The 19,055-nt window shown below is 46.6% G+C and carries 13 protein-coding genes; 2 read left to right on the top strand and 11 right to left on the bottom strand.

Annotation, left to right across the window (positions count from 1 at the left end):
* Positions 1 to 102 precede the first annotated feature (102 nt).
* Positions 103 to 3,339 carry an SNF2 helicase associated domain-containing protein gene (locus AC0J5I_RS12005; RefSeq protein ID WP_475300073.1) on the bottom strand — a complete coding sequence of 1,079 codons (3,237 nt, stop codon included), beginning with the start codon at positions 3,337 to 3,339 and terminating at the stop codon, positions 103 to 105.
* Positions 3,340 to 3,509: 170 nt separating this feature from the next.
* On the opposite strand from AC0J5I_RS12005, the gene AC0J5I_RS12000 reads away from it, so the two are divergent.
* The gene (locus tag AC0J5I_RS12000; RefSeq protein WP_475300071.1) at positions 3,510 to 4,127 is read left to right on the top strand and encodes a lysophospholipid acyltransferase family protein; all 618 of its coding nucleotides are present in this window, start codon (positions 3,510 to 3,512) and stop codon (positions 4,125 to 4,127) included.
* A gap of 111 nt (positions 4,128 to 4,238) precedes the next feature.
* Here AC0J5I_RS12000 and AC0J5I_RS11995 read toward each other — a convergent pair whose 3' ends face one another.
* From AC0J5I_RS11995 to AC0J5I_RS11985, 3 genes are all read right to left on the bottom strand, one after another.
* A complete protein-coding gene (locus AC0J5I_RS11995; RefSeq protein ID WP_107995197.1) occupies positions 4,239 to 6,014 on the bottom strand; it encodes an ABC transporter ATP-binding protein in 1,776 nt (591 codons plus the stop codon).
* Positions 6,011 to 7,765: an ABC transporter ATP-binding protein gene (locus tag AC0J5I_RS11990; RefSeq protein ID WP_475300067.1), complete on the bottom strand. Its 1,755-nt coding sequence runs from the start codon at positions 7,763 to 7,765 to the stop codon at positions 6,011 to 6,013. The genes AC0J5I_RS11995 and AC0J5I_RS11990 overlap by 4 nt, the downstream gene beginning before the upstream one ends.
* Positions 7,766 to 7,851: 86 nt before the next feature.
* Positions 7,852 to 8,082, bottom strand: a complete 231-nt coding sequence (locus AC0J5I_RS11985) for a YneF family protein (RefSeq protein WP_199902973.1) — start codon at positions 8,080 to 8,082, stop codon at positions 7,852 to 7,854.
* 242 nt (positions 8,083 to 8,324) lie between these two features.
* On the opposite strand from AC0J5I_RS11985, the gene lexA reads away from it, so the two are divergent.
* Positions 8,325 to 8,948, top strand: coding sequence for a transcriptional repressor LexA (gene lexA, locus AC0J5I_RS11980; protein ID WP_107995194.1), 624 nt, complete (start codon positions 8,325 to 8,327; stop codon positions 8,946 to 8,948).
* Positions 8,949 to 9,035: 87 nt separating this feature from the next.
* On the opposite strand, the gene AC0J5I_RS11975 is transcribed toward lexA, so the two are convergent.
* The 7 genes from AC0J5I_RS11975 to glyS form a co-directional block, all read right to left on the bottom strand.
* Positions 9,036 to 9,548: an adenine phosphoribosyltransferase gene (locus AC0J5I_RS11975; RefSeq protein ID WP_086627861.1), complete on the bottom strand. Its 513-nt coding sequence runs from the start codon at positions 9,546 to 9,548 to the stop codon at positions 9,036 to 9,038.
* A 16-nt stretch (positions 9,549 to 9,564) separates the two neighbouring features.
* Complete coding sequence (gene recJ, locus AC0J5I_RS11970; RefSeq protein ID WP_475300060.1) at positions 9,565 to 11,895, bottom strand: single-stranded-DNA-specific exonuclease RecJ; 2,331 nt, start codon at positions 11,893 to 11,895, stop codon at positions 9,565 to 9,567.
* A gap of 139 nt (positions 11,896 to 12,034) precedes the next feature.
* A complete protein-coding gene (locus AC0J5I_RS11965; RefSeq protein WP_107995191.1) occupies positions 12,035 to 12,442 on the bottom strand; it encodes a LapA family protein in 408 nt (135 codons plus the stop codon).
* Between the two features lie 118 nt (positions 12,443 to 12,560).
* Positions 12,561 to 13,490: a ribonuclease Z gene (gene rnz, locus AC0J5I_RS11960; protein ID WP_107995190.1), complete on the bottom strand. Its 930-nt coding sequence runs from the start codon at positions 13,488 to 13,490 to the stop codon at positions 12,561 to 12,563.
* A gap of 2 nt (positions 13,491 to 13,492) precedes the next feature.
* Positions 13,493 to 15,352: an acyltransferase family protein gene (locus AC0J5I_RS11955; protein WP_107995189.1), complete on the bottom strand. Its 1,860-nt coding sequence runs from the start codon at positions 15,350 to 15,352 to the stop codon at positions 13,493 to 13,495.
* Positions 15,353 to 15,390: 38 nt separating this feature from the next.
* Entirely contained in the window at positions 15,391 to 16,698 is a 1,308-nt protein-coding gene (gene obgE, locus AC0J5I_RS11950; RefSeq protein ID WP_107995188.1) for a GTPase ObgE, read from the bottom strand.
* A 291-nt stretch (positions 16,699 to 16,989) separates the two neighbouring features.
* On the bottom strand, positions 16,990 to 19,053 hold the full coding sequence (gene glyS / locus AC0J5I_RS11945; protein WP_475300045.1) for a glycine--tRNA ligase subunit beta: 2,064 nt from the start codon (positions 19,051 to 19,053) through the stop codon (positions 16,990 to 16,992).
* Positions 19,054 to 19,055: the final 2 nt, after the last annotated feature.

Genomic DNA, 19,055 nt, shown 5'->3' with positions numbered 1-19,055 from the left:
TCGATCAAGGTGTGAAATGTGGTTTTGCACCGTTGATAATTATATCCAATTATACTGAAAGAAGCAAGTGTTTTTTCTGGAAATGGATATCAAACAGCCTCATCACTGGTTATTCTCGGATTGAATCCCCAAAATCTGCTTGATGTCATCGTTCGTCAACCGTTGTCGGCTGAGCGCCTCTTCCCCTTCGGATACGATCAACTGATCAAAGAGCATCTTTTTGTCCTGCTGCAGCTGATTGATTTTCTCTTCGATGGTTCCCTCAGCGATGAAACGGTACACCTGCACGTTTTTCTTTTGGCCGATGCGGTGTGCTCGCCCGGCGGCTTGCTCTTCTACTGCCGGGTTCCACCATAAATCGAAGAGGATGACGGTGTCTGCGCCGGTCAGGTTCAACCCGGTGCCGCCCGCTTTCAGTGAAATCAAAAATACATCCGTGTGGCCTTCGTTGAACTGGTTGACCAACGTAATCCTTTCGGCTGGAGGGGTTTTTCCGCTGAGATAGAGATGGCTTAAATTTTGCTTGACCAACTCTGCTTCGATCAACTTCAACATGGATGTGAATTGTGAAAACACCAAAACATGCTGGTTGTTCTCTTGAGCATTTTTCAATATTTCGACCAGTTGCTCCAATTTCCCCGAGCCGCCTTCATAGGCTGCATCCACCAAACGGGGATCGCAACAGATTTGACGCAGACGGGTCAGCCCGGCCAAAATCTCCATTCGGTTCCGTTGGAAATCTTCACTGTCATAATCAGATACCTTTTCCTGCAATTGTTGGAGATAAGCCAAATACATGATTTTCTGTTCGCGATTGAGACTGCTATACAGATCGGCTTCGGATTTTTCCGGGAGATCACCCAGAACATCCGCCTTCAGCCTACGCAACATGAAGGGTTTGGCTGTTTTCGAAATATCTTCGAGCGACATTTTTTTGAATTCTTGTAATTTCGGGAACAATCCCGGCAAAATCAATTGGAAAATCGCCCAGAATTCCGTCACGCTGTTCTCGATCGGCGTGCCGCTCAACGCAATATTGACCCGGGCATTCATCTTCGCTATGGCACGGAACGTCTTCGTATTGTAGTTATTGACATACTGGGATTCGTCCAGGATCATCGCATAGAAATCACACTTTTGATAAGATTCGATATCCTGCCGGAAACTTTGATAAGAGGTTATCGCAATGCCGTTCTCGGGCAATTGAGACAACTGCTCTTCTCGCTCCTTCTTCACGCCGCTGATGACACTTATCTGAAGCTGGGGCGCAAATTTTTGGAATTCGTACTTCCAGTTGTAGATCAGTGAAGCCGGCGCAATCACCAAAGCGGGTTTTGCATCATTTTTACCTTCCTCTACTTCGCTGAGCAAGAAGGTGATCAACTGGAGCGTTTTGCCGAGTCCCATTTCATCAGCCAAAATACCGCCTAAGCCGTAGTTGGCGAGAAATTTCAGCCATTTGAAGCCGGTCACTTGATACGGACGCAAATCCGCTTGCAACGTTTTTGGCAATTCAGCCGGAAACTCATTCGGGTGCTTGATGAAATGATACAGTTCGTTAAGGAAATCTTGGCTGCCGACTTCAGGGTTCAGATCATTGATTTCTTTTTCGAGTGTCATGCTCTTGATCATCGGCATGGATATTGTTCCATCATGGAGCTGAGACTCATCTTTGATCAATGAAAGGAAACGATTCATCTCTTTCATTGTTTCCGTCTCCAAAGATAAGATGCGACCGTCTTCCGTCTTGTAATAAGCGTCATTTTTTTTGAGGCTATTCAATAATCTGTCGATCTCATTTTCCGAAATGCCACCGACATCAAACCGGATATCCAAAAAAGAATCCCTTGTCCTGCGTTGAACCGATGTTGAAACTTCAGTATTTTCCACTATCAGATTCTGCAGATCCGGACTTAATTCGACCTCGGCATAACGGCGCAAAACAGGTATTTTCCTGTAAAGAAAGCTGAATAGATCAACATCCTTCGAAGCCAGGAAGGCTATTTGGTTTTCGATTATGTTGAAATCCAGATTTTCCAATACCTGCAGGATCCGCTCTTCACCTATCGTATCCCTGATCAGGAATTGGGACTCCGTTTTCGAAGCACGGTTCTGACGGAAGACCGTTTCCCCGTATTTGAAGAAAATTTCACCTTTTATGCGCTTGGCCGGACCTCGGAAATGGATGGAGACGGTCAGCGGCTCATCAACGATGTTGCGCTCCAGTTCTTCACTGAAGTGCACCGTTCCAATCTGTTTCAGCAAGGGAATAACATAGGTCAGCAAATCCGATACATCTGGTTCTTCGATTCCGATCACATTTGAGTCTTCAAAACGTTTTTCAAAGAACGAGAGGTACCCCAACAGTTTATGTTGCTGCACACTGAGCGGATGGACTTTGTTGCCCTCGATCAACCAGTCGTAATCCAACAGATGGATGATGTTGTCGCACTGGATGCGAAGTTCTATTCCCTTGCCTTTTTTCCCCAAAAGGAATTGATAGCCGGGTTTTTCGGGACTGATTTGCACATCCGGATACGTTTGTTCGCCGGCAATCCATTCGACCCTGCCAGTTTCGATCAAATCCTCCAGAATGGAGTGCGCTGAACTCGGCGGAAGGATCAGGTAGGAATCCAATTTTCTGGCCGTAACATTCAGCAATTGCTTGTTCAATGCAGCGGGTTGCTCCTCCAGCAGTTTATGCAACCGGTAGATGATGGGCTGGTCCATTTCCTGTATCTTCACTGTCCGGAAATCGATCCCATCGCCGAGACGGTATTCCCATTTTTCTTGTTTGATGAATTGTTCCGTAAATTGTTCGATATTGGTGACCATGTAAGGTTTATCGACCCCTGCACGCAAGGAAAGAGCCAATACATGCTCACCAGTGTTTTGCATCAGACTGTTGGGTTTCATGCGCAGAACTTGCAGCGTATACTGCACTAAAAAATCTGCTTGGGTGTTCAGGCTCTGGGCGCCTTTGTTTTCTTGGAAGAAAATCTGCGTCAAATCGTTCACAAATTCTTGACCGGCAGTTTCTGCATCGACCTGAAACTGTTCTGCGCTGCTTTCCGTCAGAATACGGGTACCGCATTTCTCCTTCAGATACAATTCAACAGCAATCGTATGCTTGCAATACTGATGATTTTTCCAGTACTTGCACTGACATACATCCTGTTCCCTGGCTGTCCCATCTAAGGTGACATGATACATTTTACTGCCGAGCACCTCACAATGCCAAACCTGGCTGTGGAAATCCGGTTGCACGGATAGTACGCGATCCTCATTCACATATTCGCGTCCCTCTTGTATCAACTTGTCCGGCATACTCCATTTCACGCTATCACTTCCTCTGCTTCTTGCTGTCCATCCTTTATTGTACTGCAATTTCGTCGAAAAATATACCTTCTTCCCCATTGATGGCGGTCCGAACTGAATATTTAACTTGAAATATTCAACAAACTATCTCATACTGATTAGCATAATGCCAAAGCAAAAGGAGCCCTGTCATGTTTTTTAAAACAGTCGTCATCATAGTCAGATTTCTGGTCCGTATCCTGAACGGCAAGACCGAAATCCAAAACAAAGAGTACATTCCGAAAGACACAGTCTATATCCTTGCAGCTCCGCACAGAAGTCTGTTGGATCCCATTTTCATTTCGTTTGGCGTGTATCCGCACGCATTTTCATCAATGGCGAAGCAAGAACTGTTCAAGGGGAAATTCATGAACTGGCTGCTGTCTCACATGAACGCTTTCCCTGTCAATCGTGAAAATCCGGGCCCGAGCGCCCTGAAGCAACCTGTTTCGATCCTGAAGGAAGGCAAAACCAATCTGTTGATCTTCCCGACCGGGTCGAGGCATTCCGCAGAAATCAAAGGCGGCACTTCTTCCATCGCCAAGCTGGCCAACGTTCCGATCCTTCCAGTAGTCTATCAAGGTCCACTCACACTCAAGGATCTTCTGAAGCGCAAAAAAGCGACGGTCCGCTTCGGCAAGCCCATCTATCTGCCGAATGAGAAACGCATCTCCAGAGACGAACTGGCTGCCTATGACGAACTGCTCGGAACCACCTTCCGCCAATTGGATCAGGAAATCGATCCGAATTTCGTCTACATCTCAAAATAAAAAACCTGATGTCCGTTACCGGGTCTTCATCATCTCGAAAACAACCAAAAAAAACAGCGCCGGAAATTTTTTTTCCGGCGCTGTTTTTTTGAATTGCTGTTCAACAAGCGGTCAGTCGTTCATCGACTGCAGCATGTACATGTCATAATAGGTACCCTGTTTGGAGATCAGTTCTTCGTGTGTACCTCGTTCGATGACGCGCCCTTTCTCCAATACCAAGATCAGATGGGCATCGCGGATGGTGGACAGACGGTGAGCAATCGCAATCGTCGTTCGGCCTTCACGCATTTTCCGCATGCTTTCTTGGATCAGGAGTTCTGTTTCTGTGTCGATATTAGCCGTGGCCTCGTCAAGGATGAGCACTTTCGGATCACGCAAAATCGTTCGAGCGAACGAAATCAATTGTCTCTCACCACTCGAATAACTGGCTCCGCGCTCGATCACTTTTGCATGATAGCCTCCAGGCAGCGACGCGATGAATGAATCGGCATGCACAAAGGCAGCCGCGCCTTCGATATCGCGGTCGGTATAATCCTTGTTCATTAAACGGATGTTATGCGAAATGTCCCCGTAGAACAGGAACGAATCCTGCAGGACCAAGCCTATTTTTGAGCGGATCTCCTCGATCGGGTACGTCTTGATAGATTTTCCGTCAATCAGGATGTCGCCTTTCTCGAACTCATAAAAACGCAGCAAAACATTGATGATCGAACTTTTTCCGCTGCCGGTGTGGCCCACCAGCGCGACCGTTTCGCCTGGATTGGCGGTGAAGCTGATGTTCTTGAGCACATCCTGCTTCCCGTCATAGGAGAAGGAAACATCTTTGAATTCGATCCTTCCCTGCGCAATTTCCAATTCCGAATCCCCAGGTTGGCTTGGCGCCAACTCGGCATTATCCAATACGCTCAGTACCCGCGAACTGGAGACGATGCCGTCCTGCAAGGCGCTGAGGTTGTCCATCATCATCCCCATCGGACGGAAGAAATTTTGGATATAGGTTGTGAACGCATAGATGACCCCAAGCTCCACGACGCCGTTCAACGTCTGATAACCGAATAACCATAGGACGATCGCCAACGCGATGGCCTGCAACAGATTGACGACCGGCATCAGCATCAAGGCGTTCATCTGGACCATCGCTACGCGCCCTTTGCTGTAGTCTTCATTGATCGCGTCAAATTCCGCGCGCAGCCGTTTTTCCTGGCGGAACTGCTGGATGATCGCCATGCCGGAAATCGATTCATTCAATTTCGTGTTCAGTTGGCTCAGTCTTTCGCGCATTGTGCGGTAAACGCGCGTGCTGTACTTTTGGTAATACCAAATCAGACCGGCCATGATCGGGACAAAAACGATGAAAAGAAGGGAAATCTGCTTGTCCAATGTCCACATTGCGATGAACACTGTGATGATGCTGAAGATCCCCTCTGCCAGAGCCAAAAATACATTCCAGAATTCCTTGATCGTTTCGGTGTCATTCGTGACGCGCGAAACAATCGATCCAGCCGGGGTGGTGTCATAGTAGCGCATCCCCAATTGATTGACCTTACGGAAAACGGCATTGCGGATATTCTCAACGGTTTGTTCGGACGCCATGCTGAAAATATAGCGCTGCAGATACGTGACCAACATCTTCAGCAGGACAACTCCTACATATGCCAGCGCAAATAGCACACTGATGTCGGTCGTGACATTCCCAACAGCCAGATAGTCATCCATGTAAATTTGGATGATGCGCGGCGCCACCACATTGACCAGCGACAACGCGATGCTGAAAAGCAAAGCGATCAAAAATTGATTGCGGAAAGGATGGGCAAAGTGGAAGATTCGTTTGACTACCCGGAGTTGTTCCTTCAATGAGATTGTTTTAGACCATACTGATCCACTCATGCTTCATCCGCCCCTTCCAATTTGGTTTCGAGTTGTTGTTTTTCGTACATTCTGCGGTACCAGCCGTGCAGTTCCATCAACTCATAATGCGTCCCGCGTTCGACAATGCGCCCTTCATCAAGGACAATGATCTCATTTGCATGCATCACGCTGCTGATACGATGGGCTGCGATGATCGTTGTCTGATCGGCTCGCTTTTCCTTAAGCCCCGTCAGGATCGCTTCCTCCGTCTTCGCGTCCACCGCGGATAAGGAATCATCCAGGATGAGCAGCTCAGGTTCAGTCACTAAAGCCCGCGCAATCGCTATCCGCTGTTTTTGTCCACCGGATAAGGAAACGCCCCTTTCGCCAACCAACGTATCGTAGCCCTCGGGAAAACCAAGAATGTCATGATGGATGGCGGTCAAGCGCGCTGCCTCTTCAACCTTTTGTTGGCTGATTGATGGATCAGCGAAACGGATGTTTTCCCTCACGTCAGAAGAGAACAGGAAGTTGTCTTGGGGAACGTAACCGATTCCGCTCAGCAATGCATCCAATGAGTAATCACGGATATCGATCCCGTTGTAGTTGATGCTGCCGGCATATTGATCATACTCACGCAACAGCAGACGGAAAATCGTGCTTTTGCCCGATCCGGTTCTGCCGACAATCCCTAATGTTTGTCCCCGCTCCAAATGGAAACCGACGTCCTTCAGGCTGATTTCTTCACTGTTCGGGTAACCGAAGGAGGTTACCTGAAAATCCAGATCGCCTGTAACCGGAGTCCGGACAGCATTTTTTTGCTCCTGGATCGTTGATTTTTCCTTAAGAAGCTCATCAATCCTGCTGTAACTGGCACTGCCTCGTTCCAGCACATTGAATAATCTACCTACTGCCAACATCGGCCACGCCATCATGCCGATATAACTGATGAACGAAACCAGCTGGCCGATACTGATGCTGCCTTCCACGACAAAACGGCCACCAAAGATGATCGTCAGTGCGAAAGAAAGCCCCAAAATAAGTTGGATCGCCGGGTCAAATAAGGCATCAACCAAGTAGACAGCTTTATTTTTCACGACGACATCCCTCGTCATCGCTTCGAAATCACGAATATCTTCTTCTTCTTCACCGAACGTCTTGATTACCTTAACGCCGGAGACACTCTCCTGCGTTTTGTCATTCAGATTAGAGAAAGCAGCTTGTGCTTTGCGGAAACGCTTGTGCATCTTCTGTCCGAGGATTCGTGACACCAGCGTCAAAGCCGGTAACGGAATCATGGCGATAAGCGTCAAACGCCAATCAATCAAGAAGAACATTGTGAAAAGCGTGATCCCGCCTGAAGAAATCGAATCCGCCAATGTCAGTATGCCTGCGCCTGCGACCATCCTGATCGCATTCAAGTCATTCGTCGCATGCGCCATCAGATCGCCTGTCCTGTATTTCTGGAAAAAGACAGCGTCCATTTCGGTGAAATGCTTAAACAATCGCGAACGCAGTATCTTTTCTAACTCTGCCGAAGTACCCCAAATCTTCATCCGCCAAATATAGCGGAAAAGGTACTGCAAAATGCCTGCTATCAATATGATCGCCGACCACTTCCACAAAGAAGCCATCGTTAGGGTCCCTAAGGCAATTTCATCGATGATGATTCCGACAACGCGCGGCGAAACAACCTGAAGTATCGCCACAATGATCAGGAAAAAGACGCCTACAAAATACGATTTCCATTCTTGACGGAAAAACCAACTCAATTTTTTGAAAATACTCACGTTTATTACTCCCTTCTTACCTGTATTCGGACAAAATAAAAATGTGGAACCGTAGAGATCCACATTTTGTATATTATTTCATTATTCTATTTCTTTTTCTTTGTTGATTGTGTTTTCATAGAAGCCATGATTTGTTTTACTTTTCTTTCGGATGGTTTTTGACCCATCTGCATCATCATAGAACGCAACATTTCTTCATTGATTGGTGGATTTTCTTCAAAATATTTTACCATATAACGTCTTGCAAGGAAAAATCCGCCAACCGCGCCTATTACTATTCCTAAAATGACCATCATTACCCATGCTGTTGTTGACACGTATTCATCCCCCTTTCCAAAGCATTCATTCATTAATTGTACTAAAGATTATGAGAAAAAGAAATAGCAATCACGGATAAATTTAGCGAATTTTCGAAAACGCTTCAGCGGTTGCCGGTTTCAGGATAATTTTAAGCATATTCTCGCGTCACTCCCGAGAATATGCGAACATCTGTTTGATTTTTTAGATGATTAATGGTATTCTAAACTTATAAATTTAGGATTACGGAGATGATGATCTCATGGTTAAAAATAAAGATTCACGCCAAGTTGAAGTGCTTCAATACATTTATGAAGAAGTCCAGGAAAAAGGCTATCCGCCGACCGTAAGGGAAATCGGGAATGCAGTCAAACTTTCCTCAACGTCCACAGTGCACGGCCATCTGTCGCGTCTAGAAAAAAACGGTTTTATCCAACGCGACCCTACAAAACCACGTGCGATCGAACTGACCCAAGCAGGTCTGGATAAACTCGGGATCATGTCGGATAAAATGCCGCTATTGGGTACCGTCACAGCCGGTGCTCCCATCCTGGCTGTCGAAGAAGCAACAGATTATTTCCCGGTTCCGCCGGATCTGAAATCCTCTTCCGGAAGTTTGTTTATGCTTAAAATCCGCGGAGAAAGCATGATCGACGCCGGTATATTCGATGGCGACTCAGTGATCATCAGAAAACAATCCACGGCCGAAAACGGTGATATCGTCATAGCTATGACGGATGATGATGAAGCGACCTGCAAACGATTCTATAAAGAAAACAACTACTACCGTCTGCAACCTGAAAATGCCAGCATGGATCCGATCATCTTGGATTCCGTCATCATTCTGGGAAAAGTAGTCGGTCTGTACCGGAACCACATCATATAAGGGTCAGTCCCCCGACTGCCACAAAAAGGCTGCCAACTTTTGGCAGCCTTTTTGCGTGTCCGTTCATTTTCGGATTATTTATTGTTCTTAGTATTCCATCAGCGTGAAGATGTCATACCCTTGGATCAGGTCACGGCCTTTTAAATCCAACAGCTCGATCAGGAATGCCAAACCGACGACTTCTCCGCCTAATTTTTCCACCAACTCGATGGTTGCGGCTGTAGTGCCGCCAGTTGCCAATAGATCATCGCAAACCAACACTTTGTCACCAGGCAGGATGGCATCTTGGTGCAGTTGCAGAGTTGCTTTTCCGTACTCCAGTCCGTAGGATACTTCCACCGTTTCGCGCGGCAATTTGCCTTTTTTACGGGCCATTGCGAATCCACAGCCTAATTCCACTGCGACCGGACAGCCGACCATAAACCCACGCGCTTCGGGTCCGACTACTTTATCGACATTCAAGTCCTGGGCATATTTCACGATTTCTTTGATCGAATAACGGTAAGCTTCTCCGTTCGCCATCAAGGGTGAAATATCGCGGAAAATGATGCCTTGCTCCGGGAAATCTTTGACATCAGCAATATATTGTTTCAAGTCCATTTTGTGTTCCTCCTAATTATTGTACCATCATCTGTTCATTCAACCAATTCGTCAACTGCGAAAACGGGCTGTAGATGAATACCTTTTCAGCTTCCATTTTCTGCAGGCGATCTTTGTATACCTGGGTGTCGTCCAAAGCTCTTTTGACAGGGTTTTGGACCTCATTGATGAAACCATTGTCTATTGTAACAAATCCCGCCTCCAAAAACACTTGAATCATAAAAATGGCAAGATTTTTTTTGATTTTTAAGTATTTTGCTAAGGCATCTAACCGATTTCTCACATCGATATCCTTATGGGAACGGATATATTGGTAGAATTTCGCAAACTGGTCTTTAGGAGGGACTCCGTCTGCGTAAATGCTGTTTGTTTCATGAGAGACGACATACACATTTTCGAACTGATTGCTCTTTAAAAGATCAGCCAACAAATCCATCTTTAAGGGGCATTCGAAGAGCACCAAGTTGCTGGCACTGACATCCTGAAGAGCATCCGCTGTATTGTCAGTGAGTAACGCAGCGTTCGAACTGTTCGGGATGCGCTCATAAAATTGTTTCATGATACCGGAAGTCGAAAATAGATACAGGGCATCTTCCACAGCCAATACCGATTCTTGGATAATCGAACTCCGTTTGTCGAAAAACTGGACATGTTTGTTTTTGATGTCCTTCAGTTGCAGTTGCGGTTTCGCGCTATCCCGCCAAACGTTGATCGAAAGTTCTCCGATCAGAGAAACGACATCCGCCTCGTTCAAGTGGTTGCTGATGCTTCCTTTGTTGAAGCCAATCACATCCAGAAAGAGGTTTTTGTCCTTAAGCTTGAATTTCAGATGTTTGTTGTCCGCACCGATCTGTCTGATATCTGTCAACGGTACATTTTGGAAGCCGAATATAGGCTTTTGATTGTCGGTCCCGTATGGTTTGAGCAATTCCAATTCCTTCAAAAACGGCAGTGTGACATCAGCAAGCGGCAGCATGGCGTCTATATAAATGGATTCGCCCAACACGATCGCATCATGATAAATGGTCGCATAGTTGTTTATTTTTTCACTGAAGGCTGGCAAATCGGCAGCGGGAAGGCTCATGCCCGCTGCCATTTTGTGCCCTCCAAACTTCGTGAGCAAGTCTTTTGAATCGGTCAGTGCCATATAGATATCCAACGCTTCCGTGCTGCGGGCCGATCCTTTTGCGATGCCGGTTTTTTCGTCGATGCGGAATAAGACAGTTGGACGCCCGAATTCCTCGACCAACTTGCTTGCAACAATTCCAAGTACGCCCTCGTGCCAATTCGTGTTGCCCAACACTACAATATCCGGCAGGCTTTCGTTATTCGCCAGTTCGGCACTGGCTTCTTCATGGATGGATTGGACAATTCCCTGTCTCTCGACATTCTTTTCTTGTATGTAAGCAACCAGTTCAGCTATTTTTTCCTCATCGAATGATAGCATCAGTTCAGCGCCTGGACCCGCATCCTCCAACCGACCGACTGCATTCAAACGCGGACCGATGATGAAACCGATGCTTTCCTCGTCCAAATTAGCCGCGTCTATTCCCGCGGCTTCCATCAGCGCAGCCAAACCGAGCCGATGCGTTTGTTTCATGACTTGCAGTCCCTGCTTCACGATCCAACGATTCTCGCCTGTTAAACTGACGAGGTCCGCAACGGTACCGATAGCTGCCAAATCGAGCGATTCATAAGGCATTTCCCCCAGCAAGGCCGCTGCAATTTTCAGAGCGACACCAGCTCCGGAAAGATCCGGGAAAGGATAAGATCCGGCAGGATGTTTCGGGTGGATGATGGCATACGCGTCCGGCAACGCATCTGGCAATTCGTGATGGTCGGAAACAATGACATCCACGCCCATTTTTTTAGCCATCGCTATCGGTTCGTGGCCTGAAACCCCGTTATCGCAAGTAAGAATCAGTTGTGCCCCATTCTCGATCAATTTCTTGAATGCAGCAGCATTGGGGCCATAACCATCCGTGAAACGATTCGGCAAATAATAGCCGACATTGCCGCCCAATACTTCTATCGTTTCCACGAGAATGCTTGTGCTTGTGATGCCATCCGCATCATAATCCCCATAAACGACGATTTCTTCTCCAGCCTCAATAGCTTCCATCAAGCGGTGGATTGCTTTATCCATATCATGCAGCAGATATGGATCATGGAATTCCATTTCTGCCCCATCAATGAAAGCTTTGATTTGCTCTTTTGTTCCCAAGCCTCGCTGCATGCAAAGCGTAACAAATTTTTCTGATAAGCCTGTAGCCTGACTGATTTCCCTGCTTACAGAATCATCAATTTCTGATTTGCGTATTTTCCAATTCATCTTTGACGATAACAATTTATCGACTCCTAACTATTTAAACTGTACGGGTGCACCTAGGCCCCAGTAATTCAAAAAAGACTAGAAGCTGAAATCGTTCTAGTCTTTCTTTGCAACTGAAAGTGGCCGATTGGATAAATCTGCCACTCTATTTTCGTCAAACGCTTGGCTGATTCGGGTTACCCACTGTAAACTGTTTGACCAATTCCTCTTCAAGGGATTTGATTTTGTTGTCTTTCTGAGTCAGTTCCGCTCTCAGATCGGCGATTTGCTGTTCATACCCGACTTTCGTAGCATCGACTGCCGCTTGGATTTCTTTCCCTTTTGTGTCAATCTCAGTGCGCATCTGTTTAAATTCTTTATTCTTCTTCGTTGCACTGCCTGTCGCAACCAACAAGGTGATGAGCGAGCCCATCAGTAGAGAAACAAGGATGACAATGATAAGAGGTCCATCCACAACTGCGAACCCAAAATTGACTGGCACAGCATCGACATTGAAAACGGCAAATAACACAATGATGATGATTAAAATTATGCCTGCTACTAATCTCCATTGATTTTTCATTATAATCGCCTCACTCATTTTGATATATCCCACTCTTATTATCATCTTTTTGCCGATGGATAGTCAACTTGCAACACTTATCAACGGAATGATTCTCAGAGGATCAAGCTTCAGGGGATCATTTCGTCAGCGCTATTTCGAACTCATCATAATCGTTGACGAGTTTCGTGTCAGGAAAGACTTTGCGTGCATCCCGCTGCAACTGGTGCGCATTGCCGTTGAGGTAACGGGCGCTGATGTGGGTCAAATAGAGTTGCTTAACATTTGCTTCTTTGGCTACTTTAGCTGCATCGATGCATGTGGAATGGAAATAATCCGACGCAATCGCTTGGTCTTCCTTCCCGAAGGTGCTCTCGTGAACCAGCACATCGGCATTTTTAGCTAAAACCACTGTGTTTTTCGTTCTTCTTGTGTCGCCCAGAATCGTTACGATACGTCCTTTAGTCGTTTTCCCGATAAAATCCAGCCCATTGATGGTTCTGCCGTCCGGTAAAACAACAGTCTCCCCATTTTTTAGCTTTCCGTAGAGAGGTCCCGCTGGAACATCCATCTCTTTCAGCTTATCGGCCTGCAATTCGCCCGGATAGTCTGCCTCTTCGACACGGTATCCGTAAGAAACGATGCCGTGATTCAGTTTTGCGCAACTCACGCGGAACTGCTCATCTTCAAACACTACGCCATCTTCGGTTATTTCATGAAAGAAGATTGGATAGCGCAAGTGGGACTGGGAAATACGCAGACTGGTCAAAATAAATTCTTTGATTCCAACAGGGCCATAGATGTTCAAGGGCGTATTGCCGCCTTGAAACGCCCTGCTGCTCAAGAACCCAGGCAAGCCGAATATATGATCTCCATGCAGATGGGTAATGAAGATTTTTTCGACTTTCCTGGGTCGAATCGTTGTTTTGAGCACACGTTGCTGTGTCCCCTCCCCGCAGTCAAAAAGCCAGATGGCATTGCGTTCATCCAATAGTTTCAATGCTATGCTGGAAAGATTTCTGCTGGTGGAAGGGACACCTGCTCCGGTGCCTAAAAATTGAATTTTCATAATCAATTGCTCCCATTTTCATCATTTAATTCTTGATAGATTTCCTCAGCCACAAAAAGGGCTAATTGTTTTGCTCCCGTTGGATTCGGATGGACCTGGTCCTCCAGAAGCCACTCGTCATGCCCGCTGCTGTAGGTATTCCAATCCAAAATATGGACATTGGAATGGGTGCTTTCGGCAAGCGTCAACTGCTCGTTCACGCCGTCCTTCCAGATTCTCGGAACATTTGTCGTGAGGAAAAATAGATCCCGCGATGTCCCGATTTCCTTTATGAACGTTTCCATTTGGGTTTGGGTGAAAGTCCCATTGGAACCTAAGAATACCACGACGGTGTCATGCAATTGTTCCCGCTTCTCCAAAGCAGCAATGACCGCAGAAGTTTGGTAAAGCTGTCTGCTGACGGCACCATCCACAACCGCTTGACCGAATATCGTCACCAGTTGATCCGCGACGGAGAGTAATACAGAATCGCCTATGAAGGTAATATCTGCGCTGTGAGCAAACAACACGGTCTCCCGTTCGAGGCCTTCGATATTGTTGATGGCCCTACTGCGGGTGGACTCGTCACGATTCATGTCATCCATTTTACTTTGGCTGGCTGCAATCTGCTGTCGCAGTTCCTCCACAGCAACATTCTCGCCGGATTCTGCTTGGACAAATCCCGCCAGAGCGGTCAGCAAGAGGAAGAAACTGACGAATGCCGCAATTTTTGCCGAAAAATGCCTGACTGAGTCTGCCAATCCGGAAGCCTTTATTTGGGCAATCGTATCGGCAGGGCTACAAAACTGCACAGACGTCATCTTCCAACGTTTTTTTTCGAATAATTGGTAACCTATTTCGGAAAGGATAACCATGAAGGCCAGTTGGATCAAAATGTGGCGTCCGGGATCAACGCTCGTATCGATTACTTTCGCTTGATAAAGGGAAAGTACAGGATAATACCAGAGATAAAGCAGGAAACTCCGCCTGCCGAGCCACTGAATCGGCTTGAACCGCATCATTCTTGAAAGAGTCGTTGCCGGATGTGCTGTCAAGATTACCGCAACGCCGATGATGATACTGTTTAGGTACATTCCACCTCTGTAAGTGAATGTCTGACTATCAAGCATCCTGCTGAACATCAACCCGAGAATCGCGTAGCTGAAAAATCCTGCAAGCGTCAATCTTCGCTTCGTTCGTTTCGACACTGGCTCGTTCAATTTCGTTAACGGCCACACAACCGACAGCGCACTCCCTATCATAAATGAAAACAAGCGCGTATCCGTCCCATAATAGACGCGCGAGGCGTCCTCTCCTGGCACATACAGCATGGCCATCGCAAGGGCAGAAAACAAAGAAAGCCCGACAGCTGTGTAGAAGATGATCCGTTTATCCTTGAAAAGGGCCATCAGCAAAAGAACAATCAAAGGCCAGATGACATAGAATTGGCTTATGACCGAAAGGAACCAGAGATGCAGGAAAGGTGATTGCACATAGAATTGTTCGAAATAAGACCCGCCCACAGAAATTTGCCACCAGTTGTTGACCATCCCCAATGACGAAAGAAGCCATGGCCGCAAATTCAGTAATAAGTCCCTTTGGAACAAAGTGATGTAGGCAGTCACCGATACCAGCATCCCCAGTAACGGAAGGAACAACCTGTTGAACCTTCTGGCCAAATAGCGTTTATAAGCCAACTTCTCTTTTTGGCCGTATTCTTCAATCACCGACGCTGTGATGAAATAACCAGTCAAAACGAAAAAAATGTTTACAGCCAAGTAGCCGCCAGGCAAAACATGAGGCATCAAATGATAGAAAATGATGGCAAGAATCGCAAGGGCCCGCATTCCATCCAATGGAATGGAGCGTGTCTGTAATGTCACGATAATTATCCCCCATTTATTGGTTATGGTGATGCTTTTTAATCTACGAACTCAAAATGGTAGGTCATGATACGGACCATGTCCCCATCTTTCGCTCCCTTGGCTCTCAGTTTTTCATCCACGCCCATGGAACGTAATTGACGCGCGAATCGCATGATGCTTTCATCATGAGCAAAATTGGTCATGTTGAATAGTTTTTCTAATCTTTCGCCACCCAATACCCATGTGGAATCAGGATCGCGCCCGATAGTGAATTGTTCTTGATTTTCTTCGAATTTGTAAAGGACGGATGATTCAACTTCTTCTTCGTCGAATAATGGGAACTCAGGAGTATCCTTCAGAACTTCAGCAGTGTAATCCAATAATTCGGCTACGCCGGTAGTCGACCAGGCTGAGATCGGGAAAATTCTTGGTGCTTCGTCATCCCCGAATTTTTCGGCGATTTGCTGTTTGAAGATCTCAAGATTGTCTTCCGCTTCCGCCACATCCATTTTGTTGGCTACAATGACGGTAGGTCTTTCCAGCAAACGCAATTGGTAACTTTCCAATTCCTTATTGATTTTTTCATAGTCATCGAAAGGATCTCTGCCTTCTGTGCCACCCATATCGATGACATGCAGAATGACTCTTGTGCGCTCGATGTGGCGCAAAAATTGGATTCCCAGACCGACGCCTTGAGACGCGCCTTCGATTAATCCCGGTAAATCGGCCATGACAAACTCTTCTCCGCTGCGTGTTTGTACCATACCTAAGTTAGGCACAAGCGTAGTGAAGTGATAAGCTGCGATTTTTGGTTTCGCTTTTGATACGATTGAGAGTAATGTCGATTTACCTACTGATGGGAAGCCAACCAAACCGACGTCCGCGATGACTTTCAACTCAAGCTCCAACTCCAGCTCTTTCCCGGGTTCACCGTTTTCGGCGATTTCGGGTGCAGGGTTTCTCGCAGTGGCAAAACGGTTATTCCCGCGTCCGCCACGTCCGCCTTTTGCAACCACAGCCTGTTGTCCAGGTTCCGTCAAATCAGCGATGAGTTCTTTTGTTTCCGCATTGCGTACAATCGTACCAGGTGGAACTCTGACGATTGTATCTTTTGCACCGCGGCCGAACATGCTTTTGCTCATGCCGTTTTCGCCGGGCTTACCTCTGAAATTCCGGTTGTAACGGAAATCCAATAACGTGCGCAGACCTGGATCCACTTCAAATATGATGCTTCCCCCACGGCCGCCATCGCCACCTGCAGGACCCCCATCGGGAACATACTTTTCGCGACGGAACGCTACCATTCCATCGCCGCCTTTACCGGCTTTTACATGCACTTTTGCATGATCCAAAAACATTGACATCTTTTTTCCCCCTTGGAAAACTGTTCGGCACTCTTTGTGCCAAACAAAATGATTCGATTGGTCCAACTTTTTCAAAAGCGTTTCTGCAGTCAAAAATTTGGACAAGTATCCTTAATAAATAATTTGCGTTTCTTTCTTCTGAACCGCTCATTCTCCCCTCTTAATTTACCATATTAACCAAAAAACGAAAAGAAAATACAGTATTGAGGGTCTAGATCCTCCCCACACACGGTGGAAGACAAAATGATGGAGCCGGGAGTAAACAATGTTAGCCCCGCCTCCATCACTTCACTATTTAAGGATCAATTTTCTGACATCAGCAAACTGTAGAATGCTCAAAGTCAGGTTGCCAAGCGTGTTCAAGCGGTTGCTGCGGATAGCAATATCCTCGACCATGACCATATTTTCATCAAAATAAGCTTCAATGTATGGTGCAATCGCAGCTAAGGCGGCGTAATCCGCTTCAGGATCGCCGTGGGACAGAGCCAAATCGAGATGGTTGATCTGCACATACAGATTCTTCTCGCTGGCTGTTTCCAGCAGATCTTTCTGAACGGGAATCGATTCATCAGGATTCCCGGAAATGTTTACGACACGCGCAAGAGCTTCCATAATTACCTTGAATGATTCCTCTTCACTGTGCGCCTGCAATACTTTAGCGTTAGCGAACAAGGTGTTGATATCTTTTTCACCGGATTGAAGAACTGCTTCCACTATGTCATAACGGATGGCATAGGTTTGAAGTTTCTGTTGGATACGGCCATTTGCGAAAACGGTAAGTTCATTCATTGTTTTATCGAATGATTCTGCATCTTCAACCGCATAAACCTCCGTCAACAAGGCTGACAGCAGTTCTTCCAACGAGAATGCCCATTGGTATTTCTCGATGATCTGAATGACCCCAATCATTTGACGGCGCAAAGCATACGGGTCGTTCGATCCTGTCGGGACCATACCCTGCAGGAAGAAACTGATGATGCTGTCCAATTTGTCCGCCATCGCCAAAACTGCTCCGATTTGAGTTTCCGGCAATTCGCCCTCACTGGATACCGGAAGGTAGTGTTCGCGGACCGCGGTTGCTACAGCAGCAGCTTCACCTTGTTGCAATGCATAGACCTCACCCATGATGCCTTGCAGTTCCGTAAATTCGGAAACCATATTGGTCACCAAATCAAATTTGTAGATGGCTGCTACACGCAACAAATGCGTTTTGTCGTCCTCTTCCAGATCAAGCACATCAGCAAGATGGGCAGCGATTTTCGCTGTGTTATCCATCTTATCATGAATGGAGCCGATTTTCGAATGGAATGTGACTTTCTTCAATTTTTCGACCGACTGCGCAATGGTGATGCGTTGGTCTTCGTTGAAGAAGAAAAGGCCGTCCTCAAGCCTTGCTGTCAGGACTTTCTCGTTCCCTTTTTTAACGTTATCGATGAATATGCCATTACCGTTGCGTACAGATATGAAGTACGGCAATAATTCCCCTGATTTGTCCTTCACTTCGAAATAGCGTTGGTGGTCTTTCATCGATGTGATCAATACATCCGCCGGCAACGTCAAGTATTTGCTGTCGTATTCGCCGAAGAATGCTGTGGGATATTCAACCAGTGAAGTGACTTCTTCCAATAAGGTTTCGTCGTTAGGGATGATCCAGCCATTTTCTGCTTCAATCTGTTGGAATTGGGCCCGGATCATATTTTTCCTTTTGTCCTGATCGGCGATGACATGTTGTTCAGCCAATTTCTCCACATATTCGTCTGCATGCGCCAGCGTCACTTCTTCGCCTAAGAAACGGTGCCCGCGTGTGCTCCGGCCTGAAACGACATCCAACACCTGGAATGGGATGATTTCATCATCGGCCAATGCCGCAATCCAATGGATCGGACGGATGTACTTGAAATGATGGTTGCCCCAATGCATCGAAACAGGGAAAGTCAATGACTCAACGACTGTGTTCAATTCCTTCAGCACTTCGGATGATGCTTTTCCGTTGATTTCCTTCTTGACGAAAACATACTCTACACCCTTCAGTTCATCAAAGAAGATGTCTTCAGGAGTCAAGCCTTGTCCGCGGACGAAGCCCAGTGCAGCTTTTGACCAAGTACCGTCCGCCTGCAAAGCGATTTTTTTTGCGGGTCCTTTGACGACTTCAGCCAAATCCGCCTGTTTATCACTGACTCCGCTGGCGATGACCGCCAAACGTCTCGGCGTCGCATACATTTCGATCGCATCAAATCCGATGCGGTTTTCTTCCAAAAAAGCGGCCATTTTTTCTTTCAATTGGATACTGCTGCTGCGCACATATTTCGCAGGCATTTCTTCAAGTCCGATTTCTAATAATACAGTTTGACTCATCA

The sequence above is a fragment of the Trichococcus sp. TS_SC_9 genome (assembly GCF_056156325.1).
This window is presented reverse-complemented; position numbering and strand designations above follow the sequence as displayed.

Coding starts and splice junctions, on each gene's coding strand:
- lexA (WP_107995194.1), top strand. CDS start 8,325: ATGGTTAAAAATAAAGATTCACGCCAAGTTGAAGTGCTTCAATACATT.
- obgE (WP_107995188.1), bottom strand. CDS start 16,698: ATGTCAATGTTTTTGGATCATGCAAAAGTGCATGTAAAAGCCGGTAAA.
- AC0J5I_RS12000 (WP_475300071.1), top strand. CDS start 3,510: ATGTTTTTTAAAACAGTCGTCATCATAGTCAGATTTCTGGTCCGTATC.
- AC0J5I_RS11995 (WP_107995197.1), bottom strand. CDS start 6,014: ATGAGTGGATCAGTATGGTCTAAAACAATCTCATTGAAGGAACAACTC.
- glyS (WP_475300045.1), bottom strand. CDS start 19,053: ATGAGTCAAACTGTATTATTAGAAATCGGACTTGAAGAAATGCCTGCG.
- AC0J5I_RS11965 (WP_107995191.1), bottom strand. CDS start 12,442: ATGAAAAATCAATGGAGATTAGTAGCAGGCATAATTTTAATCATCATC.
- rnz (WP_107995190.1), bottom strand. CDS start 13,490: ATGAAAATTCAATTTTTAGGCACCGGAGCAGGTGTCCCTTCCACCAGC.
- AC0J5I_RS11975 (WP_086627861.1), bottom strand. CDS start 9,548: ATGGACTTGAAACAATATATTGCTGATGTCAAAGATTTCCCGGAGCAA.